The organism is Streptomyces sp. NPDC127098 (assembly GCF_042722465.1).
Lineage (GTDB): Bacteria > Actinomycetota > Actinomycetes > Streptomycetales > Streptomycetaceae > Streptomyces > Streptomyces millisiae.
The window spans coordinates 136,858-148,828 of the sequence record NZ_JBHXFJ010000001.1 but is presented as its reverse complement, the minus strand read 5'-3'; the positions used below and the strand labels follow the sequence as shown (position 1 = coordinate 148,828).

The window sequence follows — 11,971 nt, the reverse complement described above, 5'->3', positions numbered from 1 at the left end:
AAGCCGGCCCGACGGAGGGCCCGGGGGCGGTGGTGGCCGTTCGTCGTGCCGACGCTCGTCCTGACGGTGGCCTTCTTCCTGCTGCCCTTCCTCCTCAACGTCTATTTCGCGTTCACCCAGTGGACCGGGTTCTCGTCGCGGATCTCCGTCAACGGCGTCGACAACTTCGTCAACCTCGTCGACTCCGGGGTGCTGCCGGTCGCGATCCGCGTCACCGTCACCTACGCGGTCGTCGCGATGCTGATGCAGAACGTCATCAGCGTCGGGCTCGCGTTGCTCATGCAGCGCTCCAACCGGGGCAACTCCTTCTTCCGGGCGCTCTACTTCCTCCCCGTGCTGATCTCACCGCTCGCGGCGGGCTACATCTGGAGCGCCATCCTCGAACCCCGCGGACCGCTGAACCAGGCGATCGGGCTCGTCGCGCCCGGATTCGACCACGCCTGGCTGGGCGACGGGACCTCCGCGCTCGTCGCCGTGGCGTTCATCGACGTCTGGAAGTGGAGCGGCATCGTCACCCTGGTGTACATCGCCGGGCTCAACGCCATACCGCGGTCGCTGGTCGAGGCGGCGAAGATCGACGGCGCGAACGCGTGGCGGGCCTTCTGGTCCGTGAAGTTCCCGCTGCTCGCGCCCTCGTTCACGTTCAGCGTCGTCGTGAGCTTCCTCGGCGCCCTCAACGCGTTCGACATCGTCCAGGCGACGACCCGCGGCGGTCCAGGAGACGCGACGTCGGTCCTCAACATCGCCATGTACCGGCAGTACAGCGGCGGGTTCTTCGGCATGGCCAGCTCGATCAGCCTCACGATCACGATCCTGGTGGTCGTGCTCGGCGTGCCCCTGATCGCGTTCCTGCGTCGACGGGAGGTGGAAGCGTGACGGCCCACGGAACGACCGCCGGGCGGCGCCGGCCGGCGCCGCCGCGCTCGGAACTGCTGCGCGTCCTGGTACTGACAGCGATCGCGCTGCCCTGGGTACTGATCCCGATGTGGCTGCTCCTGGTCAACTCGGTGAAGCCCTACGGCGAGGCGAGCAGGCTCGACCTCGCCCCGCCGCGGGAGTGGCGGTGGGACAACTTCGCGGTCGTCTTCGAGGAGGGCGACTACCCCACGGCGCTGCTCAACAGCCTCGCGATCGCCGTGCCGACCCTCGCGTCCGTGCTGCTGTTCGGGTCGATGGCCGCCTGGGCCTTCGCCCGGTCGCGGCGCGTCTCGATGAAGGTCGCCTACAACGTCTGCGTGCTGTCGGTGCTGCTGCCGCCGGCGGTCCTGCCCACCATCTACGAGCTGCAGACGCTGGGGATCGACGGGACCAGGCTGGGCTACTTCCTGGTCATGGTGGGGACCCGGCTCGGTGTCGTGGTCTTCCTCGCCACCGGGTTCGTGCGGGCGATGTCGGTGGAGATCGAGGAGGCGGCGGCGATCGACGGGGCCTCGAAGCCGCAGATCTTCCGGCTCCTGATCGTGCCGTCGCTGCTGCCGGTGCTCCTGGTCGGCGGCGTCATCCTGATCATCACGATCTGGAACGAGTTCCTGTTCGCGCTGTTCCTGCTGCGGGGCGAGGAGAGCGCGACCCTTCCGCTCGGTCTCTTCCGGTTCGCCTCGGCCTCGTCGGAGGTCGTCGCGTTCCGCTGGGACCTCGTCTTCGCGCACGTCGTCCTGACGAGTCTCCCCCTCGTGATCGTCTATCTGTTCGTGCAACGGCGCCTCGTCCAAGGGCTGTCGGAGGGGGCGATCAAGGGCTGAGCGGTTGAGCGGTTGAGCGACTGAGCGGGGCGGCCCGGGGGCGCGAGCCATGGGCCGCCCGCCTGCTCGGGGATCAGGCCTCGGGGCTCGGCGAGGTCGGCGTGCCGCGCAGCAGCGTGACCAGCTCCTCGAGCATGGCGCCCATGTCCACCTGCTCCGGATCGAGCAGCCACTGCAGTTGGAGACCGTCGGCGGCGGCCATGACCAGGCTGGCCGTGGTCTGCGGATCCAGCGCGTCGGGGAGCTCGCCCGCCGCCTGCTTGCGGCGGATGTCCGCCGCGATGTTCGCGCGCAGCATCTCGTAGCGCCTGACGAAGAACTGCCGTGCCGAGCTCGCCGCGTCCGTGCTCTCGGCCGACATCGCGACGTACAGCCGCACGAGACCGGGTTCCACGGCGTTGTGCTTGATGATCTCGATCAGGCCCTCGACGGTGACGTCGCGGTCGACCGTCTGGTCGTAGAAGCGGGTGTTGCGTTCGTCGCGACGACGGAGCACCTCGACGAAGAGGTCCTCCTTCGTTCGGAAGTAGTGCAGCAGGCCGGCCTGGCTCAGGTTCACGAGGCGAGCGACCTCGCGGAAGGAAGTGCGGTCATAGCCCTTGCGGCTGAACAGCTCGAGCGCGACGTCGACGATCTCGGCGCGTTTGGCTTCGCCCTTCGCGTACGGTCTGCGCGCTGCCATGCGGACATGCTAGCCGCAGGCCTGACGGGGTGATCGCGGCGAGACCCGTGCTCATGACAGCGCGGTGGGCTATCGTAAAACCGGTCATTGACAGACTTTGGCTGGCTGGCGGTGTTCGGAGCATGGCGAAGGAGGACCGTGACCACCCTCTTCCCTCCCGGTTTCCTGTGGGGAGCCGCGACGTCGGCGCACCAGGTCGAAGGCGGCAACGTCAACTCCGACTGGTGGCGCTTCGAGCACGAGCCGGCCTCGGGGGTGCACGTCTCGTCCGGCGACGGCATCGACCACCTGCACCGCTACCGCGAGGACTTCGAGCTCCTGGCCTCGCTCGGGCACACCGCGCACCGGCTCTCCGTGGAGTGGGCGCGCATCGAGCCGGCGCCCGGCGAGTTCAGTGCCGCGGCGCTGGCCCACTACCGGCGCGTGCTCGCCGCGCTGCGCGAGCGTGGCCTCCGGTCGTTCGTGACCCTGCACCACTTCACGCTCCCGGCCTGGTTCGCCGACCGGGGCGGATGGCTCGCCCCGGACGCGCTCACCGTGTTCGAACGGTACTGCGCACGCGCCGTGGCGGCGCTCGGCGACCTGGCCGACTTCGTCTGCACGATCAACGAACCGCAGATGGTCGCGCTCCACGGCTACCTGGAGGGGTACCACCCGCCCGGCATCGCGCACGCCGGCCACTGGAAGCGCGTCGGGCGCGTTCTCCTGGAGGCGCACCACCGCGCCGTCGCCGCGACGCGGGCGCACGCCGACGCCGCGCCAGGACTCGTCGTCCAACTGCCGGTACTGGCGCCCGCCCGCGAGGACGCGGTGACCCGGCGGTACCGCGACGAACTGCGGGCGGAGATCGTCGACCTCTACCTCGACGGCCTTCGGCCGGGCGACGGCGGCGACTGGCTGGGGGTGCAGTACTACCGCAAGAACTGGGTCGACCCCGCGTCGCCGACCATCTTCGTGCCGCCGCCGCGCTCCTTCGCGACCAGCCAGATGGGCTGGGCCGTGTACCCGGAGGGCCTGCGCGAGGTCCTGGTCCTGGCCGCCGGGACCGGACTGCCGCTCTACGTGACGGAGAACGGCATCGCGACGGAGGACGACGCGGAACGGATCGACTACCTGGAGAGCCACCTGGGCGCGGTGCTGCGCGCCATCGGCGACGGGATCGACGTGCGCGGCTACCTGCACTGGTCCGCCTTCGACAACTTCGAGTGGGCCGAGGGCTACCGGCCCAAGTTCGGCCTCGTCGCCGTCGACCACGCCGCGGGATTCCGGCGCCAGCCGAAGCCGAGCGCCTACGCCTTCCAACGCGTCGCCGAGAGCGGCGACCTCTCCCGACTGCGGGCGGCCGGGGCCACGGCTGCCTGAGCCTCGGACGTCGCCACGCGCCGTTCGGCCGCACGGCGCGGCGTGCCACGCCTCACGACGTCACGTCGATGCCGAAGTCCCTTACCAGTGGTTCCAGTCCGCCCGGATAGCCCTTTCCGCCCGCCACGAAGTCCCAGTCGCCGGTGGACCTGCGCCGGAAGGAGCCGAGCACCAGGGCGGTCTCGCCCGGGCGACCGTCGGAGACGTCGAGCCGGCCCAGTTCCGTCCGCGTGGCGTCGAGCAGCCGAACGCGGGCGCCGGTGAACCCCGAGAGGTCGGCCGCGGGGTCGGCTTCCGGGTCGACGGCGGCCACCAGGACCAGGCGGTCGGCCCCGGCCGGCAGGGCGTCGAAGCCGACGCGGATGGCTGCCCTGTCGGGCGCCGCGGCCGACAGGGCGCGGACGGAACCGTCCGGCGTGCCGGGGTTGTTGAAGAAGACGAAGTAGTCGTCGCCGAGGATCCGGTTGCCCCGGCAGACCAGCGCGCACACGTCCAGACGGACATCGCCGGCCCAGGACAGGCCGAGCACGTTGTACTCCTCGGCCGGCGAACCGGGTTGGGGGGTCGTCGGCGCCGGTGCCGGTGCCGGTGACCGCCCGTCGCCCAGGCGTCCTCGAAGACCGTGCCGATGCAGCAGGTCGACGAGTTCGGTGCCCGAGACCAGCTCCAGCGGCTTGCCGGCGGCGAATTCGTAGGAGCCGGGTCCGAACCCCGAGGTCGTCACCAGGACGCCCTTGTTGGCGCCCCTGTGCTGGACGGTTCCGTACAGGTCGCGCACGGCGGTGGGCGGAACGGTGTTCCGGTAGCGCTTCACCTGCACCACGATGCTGCCGCCCCGGATCGGCGTGGGATCCGTCGCGGCGACGTCAACTCCGCCGTCGCCCGAGCGCTCGGTGGTCACGGCTTCCATCCCCATGGCCCGGAAGAGGCTTTCGACGAGGGACTCGAAGGCGATCGGGTCCATGGTGAGGAGGTCCGGTTCCTCGTCGCCGCCATGGGTGACGACACGGTTCCCGACGTCCTGCGGCCGGCGCCCCGGCCGTACCGCCACGAGTTGGTCCGGCCGCGCGGCGAGCTGCCCTCGTAGACCGTCGGTCAGGCAGCTGACGGCTTCCACCTGCGCCAGGTGCAGTTCCTCGAACGTGGACCGCGGGGCCATGACCGTCGCCAGGTGGATCCGCCCCCGCCGCCCCGTCGCCGGATCGTGCCCGTCGACGAAGCCGTTCAACGCCACCGAGTCGAGGGAGCCGAACTCGTCCGCCGCGAAGAGCTCGTGCAGCACCAGCAAGGCGCACTGCGCCAGCACCTCCCGGTAGAGGGCGCGTCGCTGCCCCACCGGCCGAGGCGTCTCCCGGTCCTGGTCCGCCGTCGGCATGTACCGCACCGACTTCACCTCGGGGACGACGTCGAATCCGGGCAGCTCCCAGTCGAGCACCAACTGCCGCCCCGCCGCGTCGTAGGCCGCCGAGACCTGCCGGGGGAACCCCTCGGGCCATGCTGAGGAGGCGTACAACGCGGCCGAGAAGTACTCGACCACGGCCTCGGGATCCCGGTGGCCGACGCCCTCGACCACGTCCAGGACACCGGCGTTGTGCCGACGCACCTCCGCCAGCAGCGCCTGGACGGCCTCGTCGTACTCCCGCCGGTACGCCGCCAACCGCTGCTGACGCTGGGCCTCCGCCACCTGTGCCGCCTGCCAGTCGTGCTCGAACCGCGCCCGCGCCTCGGCCTGCGCCTGGGCACGTCGGCTCGCCGTCCAACCCCCCTGCGCCCGGTACCGGTTCGGATCCGGCATCACCACGGGCTGCGCGAGCGCCCCCGGGTCGAAGGGCGGAACCTCCTCGGGCCGCAGCAGGGCAGCCGACCGGAAGGCGGGAGCCTGGCAGCCGGTCGCCAGCAGCCCCTGTAAGCGGGCGACCCGCTCCTCCAACTCCTCGGTACGCCGCCGTGCCTCCGCCTGCCGGTACTCCCGATAGCCCTGTGCCACCTGCCGCTGATGCGCTCGGGCCTGCCGTTCCCACTCCCTGCGCTGCCGCGCCTCGGCCTCCATCCGCCGCTGCTGCTGGCGCTGCACCTCGGCCCAGACACCGACCAGACCACCAGACCGACGACTCATGCGCAGCAGCCCCTCCCCTGAAACGCCGGCTGGTCGAGCCCGCTCCCCACGAACAGCGGCGCCCGGGAACCCCTCCGGATCTTTCGTGAAGAAGCATAGGAGATCTGGCGGGTGTCCGGTGGCGTGGTGAGCTGGACGGGGGCGGGGGCCTGCCGTCAGGGTGGGGGAGTCAGCGAGGCCAGGTAGTCGTCGAGGAGTTCGACCTGGCGAGGGGGCGGGAAGGTCGCGGGGTCGAACAGGGCCTGCACGACCAGGCCCAGGGTGAAGGACTGGGCGCCGGCCGCGACGCGGGCCGGGTCGCCGGGGGGCAGTTCGCCGAGGTCCTGGGCGGCGGCGATCAGGTCGGTCAGCCGGGCGCGGCCCCGGGCGTACTTGCGGGCGTAGTCGTCGCTCAGGGCGGGGTCGGCGAGCGCGGTGTCCCAGGAGGACACCCAGATCCGGTTGCTCGCCATGGCGTCCGCGGTCAGCGGCAGGATGTCCAGCAGGGCGGCCCGCACGGCGGCGAGGCCCGGGGTCGCGGGGCGCCGGGGGCGGGCGGCGGTGCGCTCGGCGAGCAGGTCGAGGGCGTGTGCCACCAGGTCGCGCTTGGCGGGGAAGTAGTGGGTGAGCAGGCCGGTGGTGGCGCCGAGTTCGGCGGCCACGGCGCGCAGCGTCAGGCCGCCGAAGCCGTGCGCGGCCAACACGCGCCAGACCGCCTCCGAGACGTCGCGACGACGGGCCTCGTGGTCGCCCTTGGTACGTGGCATGCTGCTACCGTACATATTCATAACGCTTGTTATGCGAATGTGGGGTCATCATGTTCTCCCTCCCGCTCCGGGACGACGCTCTCCTCCGGCCGCTCGAGACCTGGCACGCGACGGAGTTCGCCACCCACCTGGACCGGGCCCGCGAGCACATCCGGCCGTGGGTCGGGCCGGGTTTCGTGACCGAGGGCGTGGACGGGGCCCGGGGCACCCTGCGCCGCTACGCCGAGCGGCAGGCGGCCGACGGTGCCCGGCTGTACGGCCTCTGGCTCGACGGCACGCTCGTCGGCGGCGTGATGTTCACCGAGTTCGACGCCGCCGCCGGCTGGTGCGAGCTCGGCTGCTGGCTGGAGCCGGCCGCCGAGGGGCGGGGGCTGGTCACCAGGGCGTGCGGCGTCCTGCTCGACTGGGCCTTCACCGACCGGGGCCTGCACCGCGCCGAGTGGCACTGCCGGGCCGACAACGAGCGAAGCGCCGCCGTGGCCGAGCGGCTCGGCATGACGCTGGAAGGCGTGCGGCGCCAGTTCTGGCGCTACGGCGGCGAGCGGTACGACAAGCAGATCTGGGCGGTCCTCGCCCCCGAATGGCGAGCCCACCGCCGGTGACCACGCGGCGCGCGGCCGCCGGCGGGGGCGGGGGCGGGGTCAGCTGGTCAGCCGGAAGGTGGCGTCGGCGCGGCCCGTCGCGTCGGTGATCTGGTCGAGCCTCAGCTCGTAGTCCCAGTGCCTGATGTACCGGTCGGGAAAGTTGTACGACCGGTAGGAGGTCCACGACGAGGCGGCGAGACCGGCCACCGGCAGGAACGTGGCGTCCTCGCGGAAGGTCGCCGAGCCGTCGTCCGGTTCGAGGACGAAGTCGAAGTCCCGGTGTCTGAGGTAGTAGCCGGGGAAGTTGACCGACTGGAAGGACACGTGTCCCGAACCGCCCGCGAGGCCCCGGACGACGCGGAACTGCGCGTCCTGAGCGGGGCTGACGTTCGCGTCGACGCGGACGTCGAAGTTCGCGTGCCGCACGTACCGGTCCTGGTTGTTGTAGGACTGGACGCGGTTCACGGGCGTGCTGGTGCCCCACCTGGCCAGCACCCGGCTCTCCTCGGCGGCGGTGAGAGCGAGGATGGAGCCGTGGCGTTTGCGGTTGGTGCCGAGGGAGTAGTCGCCACGGGTGGTGAAGTTGCGGGTGCTGCCCAGGTTGGTCGAGGTGATGGGCATGTACCCGCGGCCGGTGGCGAACTGGTCGAGCCACAGGGCCCACTCGCCCCGGTCGTTGAACGGCATCCACATCGGCCCCTCCACGACGTTCCCGCCCGTGGCGCCGTTGGAGATACCCATGTGCGAGAGGTCGCCGAGCGTGGTCCAGGGGCCGAGGATCGCGTTGGCGGCCTCGATGGTGATCTGCCCGTCCGCGGAGGCCCGGTAGTAGCGGTATCCGCCGGTCGCGTCCGGTACCTCCACGATCTGGGTGTCGATGATGCCGCGGGTGCCGGCCCGTTCGATGTAGAGCTGCGGCGCCGTGAAGGTGCGGAAGTCCCGGGTCCGCACGTAGTGGACGCGGTGCTTGGTCACGCCGTTCCGTGGGGCGTTGGTCGCCCAGTAGACGACGTAGTCGCCGGTGGTGGGGTCGTGGATGGCCTCCGGGGCCCAGGCGTTGCCGGCGCCGGGGATGGCGCCGGCCACGTCGAGCAGCCGGGGCGCCGACCAGTTGACCAGGTCGGTGGACTCCCAGACGACGAGTGAGGTGCTGCCCCGGTTGGCGGCGTCGTCCCAGGAGGTGCCGCTGGCGATTCGCAGGTCCGTGGCGACGATCCAGTAGCGGTCCCCCGCGGGCGACCTGAGGAGCGACGGGTCGCGCACGCCGCGGGTGCCCACGGTGGAGAGCAGCACGGGGGCGCCGTCGTTGAGGTCGGTCCAGCGCAGCCCGTCGCGGCTGTGGGAGAAGTAGACCTGCTCCCCGTTGGCGTGCTCACCGGTGAAGTGGGCCATGAGGTAGCCGGTGAAGGGGTCAAGGGCCGCGGCGCGGTCGGCCGCCGTCACCGACCACGAGGTGAACAGCAGGACGAGCGCGACGAGCAGCGCCCCGAGCCCGGTGCGGCTCCGGCGCGGTGAGGAGGGTGGTCGGCGCATGGTCGAACTCCTTCGCTCCCAGGGTGGCCGCGACGTCCTCACCACCGGCGTTTCGTTCGGTATGTCGAATGCCATTCGTGGCTTCGGGCGGAATGTAGAACCACGCGTCGGAACCGTCAACGCCGCTCGCGCCGGCGCCCCACCCCCCGGCCGAACGACGACCGTGGGGAGAGGGCACCGGCGCTCAGGCGGTGGCGGGGCGGGGCAGCAGGGGCCACTGGCCGGACAGCCGCATGGCCGCCTCGGTCACGGCGGGATCGCGCGAGGCGCTGGCCAGGCCGTCCAGATAGGCGTGGGCCGCCGCCTCGTACCGGTCGTCGACCTCGCGCAGCGCCGCGTCCAGCGCGTCCCTGCCGGCCTGGACCTCCGCGGGGTGGGCGGCGGCCCGCTGGCCGGCCCGCCGCGCGGCCAGGGTCGACGCCTGTTCCGCCGCCGCGAGCCGCTCCCGCTCCCGCAACGTGGCCCGGTAGGCGGCCAGATAGGGGTGCGTCCTGCCCAGTCCGAGCAGGAAGGCCACGCCGCCGGAGAGCAGCAGCAGGGCGGTGAACAGCAGGCTCATCGTCTGCTCGCCGATGCCGAGCTGGTCGAGGACGCTGCCCGCGTCCCGCACCTCGGGGTCCAGGTAACGCGCCTGGTCGGGATCGAGGAGCAGGTCCCGGTCCTCGGCCAGCAGGCTCGCCCGCAGGCCCCCGAGCACCCAGCACGCGTGAGTCCAGGCGCCCAACAGCACCAGGGCGGGCAGCGCGAGCAGCCGGGGCGACCCGGTGGCGGGCAACGTCCGCAGCATGCGGCCCAGCACGTGCGGGACGCTGATCATGACGATCCCCACGGCGAGGGTGAAGGTCGCGGTGAGGAGGTTGGCGGAGGCGTCGCCGGTGCCGTGGACACGCCGGAAGGAACTCCAGTAGATGGGGAGTTCGACCAGCATGAGGCTGCCCAGCAGGGCCAGCGTGCCGCGCCGGGAGATGCCCGTCGTGCTCGGCCCCTCCCAACGCGCCACGTCGGCCGCCGGATTGGCCGCCGGACGGGCGGTGGGCTCGGGGAACGGGTCCTCGCCCGCCGCCGCCGGGGCGGCCCCACCGGGACGCCGCTCGACCCAGCGGGCCACCGCGTCCCTGAGCTGCCGCCGGCGCGCGGCCTGCTCGGCCAACCGGTCCAACTGGGCGCGGGTGACGTCGAGGTGGTCCGAGCGCTCCACCCTGGCCTCACCGCTGCGCCGCATCGCCGCCTCGGCCGCCTCGGCGTCGCCCCGCGCCTCCGCCGCCGCCCGCTCGGCCGCCGCCCGCTCGACGGCGGCGTCCCTCAGCAACCGGTGCCGGACCCGGTCGCGCTCCGCGGCCAGCGTGGCGAGCCAGGGCGGCAGGCCGTCCCCGGCCAGCACCCAGGCGTCGAAGACCCGACGGCGGCCCGCTCTCCTTCCCTCCTTGCGGCACCGCGCGAGCAGCGCCGAGCGCGCCTCGTGCCGCCCGTCCTCGCGAGCGGACCCGCCCCGCCGTCCGGGCCGCGGCGCGCGCCCCGGCGCCGGCGCGCGTCGGCCGGCCCACCGGCCGCCCGGCCGCGGTGTCCGCCGCCCGCCGTCGTCAGCGCCGGTATGTGTCGTCGACATCCGCGTCCGCACGTCCTTCCAACAGCTCCGTCCAGAACGCGTCGAAGTCCGCGTAGTCGGCCGGCTGGCGGCTGAACCGCATGCCGTAGCCGGCCGGGTAGACGACGGCGTCCGCGAGCCGGGGCAGCCGCCCCTGCTCCGCGAGTCCGTCGATGACCGCCGCGCGGGACTCCGGCGTCGTCAGGTCCTGCTCGTCCAGTCCTGACCCGACGTCCGACTGGATGAAGTCGCTGACCACCAGGATGTGGAACGCCTCGCCGTCCCCCGGGGCGGAGCCGGCGACGCGGTTCAGCGCGCCGAGCACGTCGGAGCCCGGCTGGGTCGTCCTGGCACATTCGAGGAGCTCCGTCGCGACGCCCTCGGCCACGGCCCGCTGGGCGGCCCGCACCCCCTCCCGGTCGAGCGTGGGATCCCCTTCGGGATCCAGCTCGACCTCCTCGGCCTGGCACGAGGAGAACTGGGAAGCGCTGGTGATGGGGGCGAAGGCCAGCGTGCGGCACTCCAGGTCGCTCAGGAAGTCGGGCAGCGTGGAGTGCAGCTTGGCCTCCGCGTCGAACCCCTCCGGGGCCGGATCCCCGGAGCCCGAGCCGTCGACCACCACGGCGCAGGCGGCCGAGTAGCGGTCGACGTTGGTGCCGAGCGCCTCGCCGATCGCGCCGCAGCCCGTGGTGGCCGCGATCAGCACCGCGGCCAGTGTCACGGCCGGCAGCGTGGCCCCGAGGGCCCGCCCGCCGGGCCCGGTGTGGTGCGCCGCCATCTCACCGACCTCCCCTCGTGCGCCCGGCCGTTGGCCGGGTGTCCAGGATCTCCAGGGCCCGGGCCGTGACCGAGGTCCTGCCGGTGGCAGGCTCGACCAGCCAGCTGTCCGACTCTCGCCAGGACACGTCGAGTTCGAGCCGTGCCGGCGCCCAGTGCGCCAGGTGCGCGGGCGCCGGATCGGGCACGTCGCGGTGGTACCGCCGTACCGCGTCCCAGTAGCAGGAGATCACCTGGTTGGCGCGCTCCGTGACGGCGACGGCCCGGCACCGGCAGACATCGGCCTTGGCGCGCCACTCGCCCACCCGCTCGCCGAACCGCGCCAGCGCGGCGGGCGCCGGCCGGCTCCGTCCGTCGTACTGCTCCACCACGTGAACGGCCTGGTATCTGATGCCGGTTATCAGCCGCCGCTCCCGGTCGAGCATCCGGGACCGCAACTGCTCGACGGCCCGGTCCGCGGTGGCCCGCTGCTCCCGGACGAACGCGGTCACGACCGTGCCAGGACCCAGCGGTATGTCGGTGGGCGGCGGCACGTGCGGGAGGCCCCCGCGGCCGTCCCGCCAGCCCCGGATCCGCGCGGCCCAGAGCGCCGTTCGCGGTGGTGCCGCGTGTCGGACGACACGATTGACGTTCTCTGTTCTGATCACGCTCGCTCATTCCTCCGTTTCGGTCAGGTCGCGACCGACTGCGCGTGGCGATCCCGTCTCGCGTTTTCCGAACCCCATGATTCGACCCCGTGATTCGACCCCGTGATTCGACCCCGTGATTCGACCGGGGAGTTGAAAAAGGGGAGAACGCGTTTCCTGTCGAAAGCCTTAGCAGGCTCGGGAGAGTCGTGCTGGAA

General features: G+C 72.4%; 11 protein-coding genes. 4 read left to right on the top strand and 7 right to left on the bottom strand.

Annotated elements, in window-relative coordinates:
- Positions 1–45 precede the first annotated feature (45 nt).
- Together ACFWI8_RS00670 and ACFWI8_RS00665 are read left to right on the top strand one after the other, a co-directional pair.
- Positions 46–876 carry a carbohydrate ABC transporter permease gene (locus tag ACFWI8_RS00670; protein WP_387084009.1) on the top strand — a complete coding sequence of 277 codons (831 nt, stop codon included), beginning with the start codon at positions 46–48 and terminating at the stop codon, positions 874–876.
- The gene (locus ACFWI8_RS00665) at positions 873–1,742 is read left to right on the top strand and encodes a carbohydrate ABC transporter permease (RefSeq protein ID WP_387084007.1); all 870 of its coding nucleotides are present in this window, start codon (positions 873–875) and stop codon (positions 1,740–1,742) included. The genes ACFWI8_RS00670 and ACFWI8_RS00665 overlap by 4 nt, the downstream gene beginning before the upstream one ends.
- 73 nt (positions 1,743–1,815) lie before the next feature.
- On the opposite strand, the gene ACFWI8_RS00660 is transcribed toward ACFWI8_RS00665, so the two are convergent.
- Positions 1,816–2,424, bottom strand: a complete 609-nt coding sequence (locus tag ACFWI8_RS00660; protein ID WP_387084005.1) for a TetR/AcrR family transcriptional regulator — start codon at positions 2,422–2,424, stop codon at positions 1,816–1,818.
- Positions 2,425–2,562: 138 nt separating this feature from the next.
- Here ACFWI8_RS00660 and ACFWI8_RS00655 point away from each other — a divergent pair, with 138 nt between their 5' ends.
- The gene (locus ACFWI8_RS00655) at positions 2,563–3,786 is read left to right on the top strand and encodes a glycoside hydrolase family 1 protein (RefSeq protein WP_387084003.1); all 1,224 of its coding nucleotides are present in this window, start codon (positions 2,563–2,565) and stop codon (positions 3,784–3,786) included.
- A 52-nt stretch (positions 3,787–3,838) separates the two neighbouring features.
- On the opposite strand, the gene ACFWI8_RS00650 is transcribed toward ACFWI8_RS00655, so the two are convergent.
- Positions 3,839–5,902: a restriction endonuclease gene (locus ACFWI8_RS00650; RefSeq protein ID WP_387084001.1), complete on the bottom strand. Its 2,064-nt coding sequence runs from the start codon at positions 5,900–5,902 to the stop codon at positions 3,839–3,841.
- 155 nt (positions 5,903–6,057) lie between these two features.
- The gene (locus tag ACFWI8_RS00645) at positions 6,058–6,648 is read right to left on the bottom strand and encodes a TetR/AcrR family transcriptional regulator (protein ID WP_387083999.1); all 591 of its coding nucleotides are present in this window, start codon (positions 6,646–6,648) and stop codon (positions 6,058–6,060) included.
- Between the two features lie 50 nt (positions 6,649–6,698).
- On the opposite strand from ACFWI8_RS00645, the gene ACFWI8_RS00640 reads away from it, so the two are divergent.
- Positions 6,699–7,250: a GNAT family N-acetyltransferase gene (locus tag ACFWI8_RS00640; protein ID WP_387083997.1), complete on the top strand. Its 552-nt coding sequence runs from the start codon at positions 6,699–6,701 to the stop codon at positions 7,248–7,250.
- A gap of 39 nt (positions 7,251–7,289) precedes the next feature.
- On the opposite strand, the gene ACFWI8_RS00635 is transcribed toward ACFWI8_RS00640, so the two are convergent.
- The 4 genes from ACFWI8_RS00635 to ACFWI8_RS00620 all read right to left on the bottom strand — a co-directional run bounded on the left by ACFWI8_RS00635 (position 7,290) and on the right by ACFWI8_RS00620 (position 11,774).
- Positions 7,290–8,765 (bottom strand): glycoside hydrolase family 43 protein, encoded by a 1,476-nt coding sequence (locus ACFWI8_RS00635; protein WP_387083995.1) that lies wholly within the window; start codon positions 8,763–8,765, stop codon positions 7,290–7,292.
- Positions 8,766–8,949: 184 nt separating this feature from the next.
- Positions 8,950–10,371: a hypothetical protein gene (locus tag ACFWI8_RS00630; protein WP_387083993.1), complete on the bottom strand. Its 1,422-nt coding sequence runs from the start codon at positions 10,369–10,371 to the stop codon at positions 8,950–8,952.
- Entirely contained in the window at positions 10,346–11,128 is a 783-nt protein-coding gene (locus ACFWI8_RS00625) for a hypothetical protein (protein WP_387083991.1), read from the bottom strand. The genes ACFWI8_RS00630 and ACFWI8_RS00625 overlap by 26 nt, the downstream gene beginning before the upstream one ends.
- Before the next feature lies 1 nt (position 11,129).
- Positions 11,130–11,774, bottom strand: a complete 645-nt coding sequence (locus ACFWI8_RS00620; protein ID WP_387083989.1) for a hypothetical protein — start codon at positions 11,772–11,774, stop codon at positions 11,130–11,132.
- Positions 11,775–11,971 lie beyond the last annotated feature (197 nt).

Bases quoted from the DNA above. Each gene is read 5' to 3' on its own strand.
- ACFWI8_RS00660 (WP_387084005.1), bottom strand. From the start codon at position 2,424: ATGGCAGCGCGCAGACCGTACGCGAAGGGCGAAGCCAAACGCGCCGAG.
- ACFWI8_RS00625 (WP_387083991.1), bottom strand. From the start codon at position 11,128: ATGGCGGCGCACCACACCGGGCCCGGCGGGCGGGCCCTCGGGGCCACG.
- ACFWI8_RS00640 (WP_387083997.1), top strand. From the start codon at position 6,699: ATGTTCTCCCTCCCGCTCCGGGACGACGCTCTCCTCCGGCCGCTCGAG.
- ACFWI8_RS00645 (WP_387083999.1), bottom strand. From the start codon at position 6,648: ATGCCACGTACCAAGGGCGACCACGAGGCCCGTCGTCGCGACGTCTCG.
- ACFWI8_RS00650 (WP_387084001.1), bottom strand. From the start codon at position 5,902: ATGAGTCGTCGGTCTGGTGGTCTGGTCGGTGTCTGGGCCGAGGTGCAG.
- ACFWI8_RS00630 (WP_387083993.1), bottom strand. From the start codon at position 10,371: ATGTCGACGACACATACCGGCGCTGACGACGGCGGGCGGCGGACACCG.
- ACFWI8_RS00635 (WP_387083995.1), bottom strand. From the start codon at position 8,765: ATGCGCCGACCACCCTCCTCACCGCGCCGGAGCCGCACCGGGCTCGGG.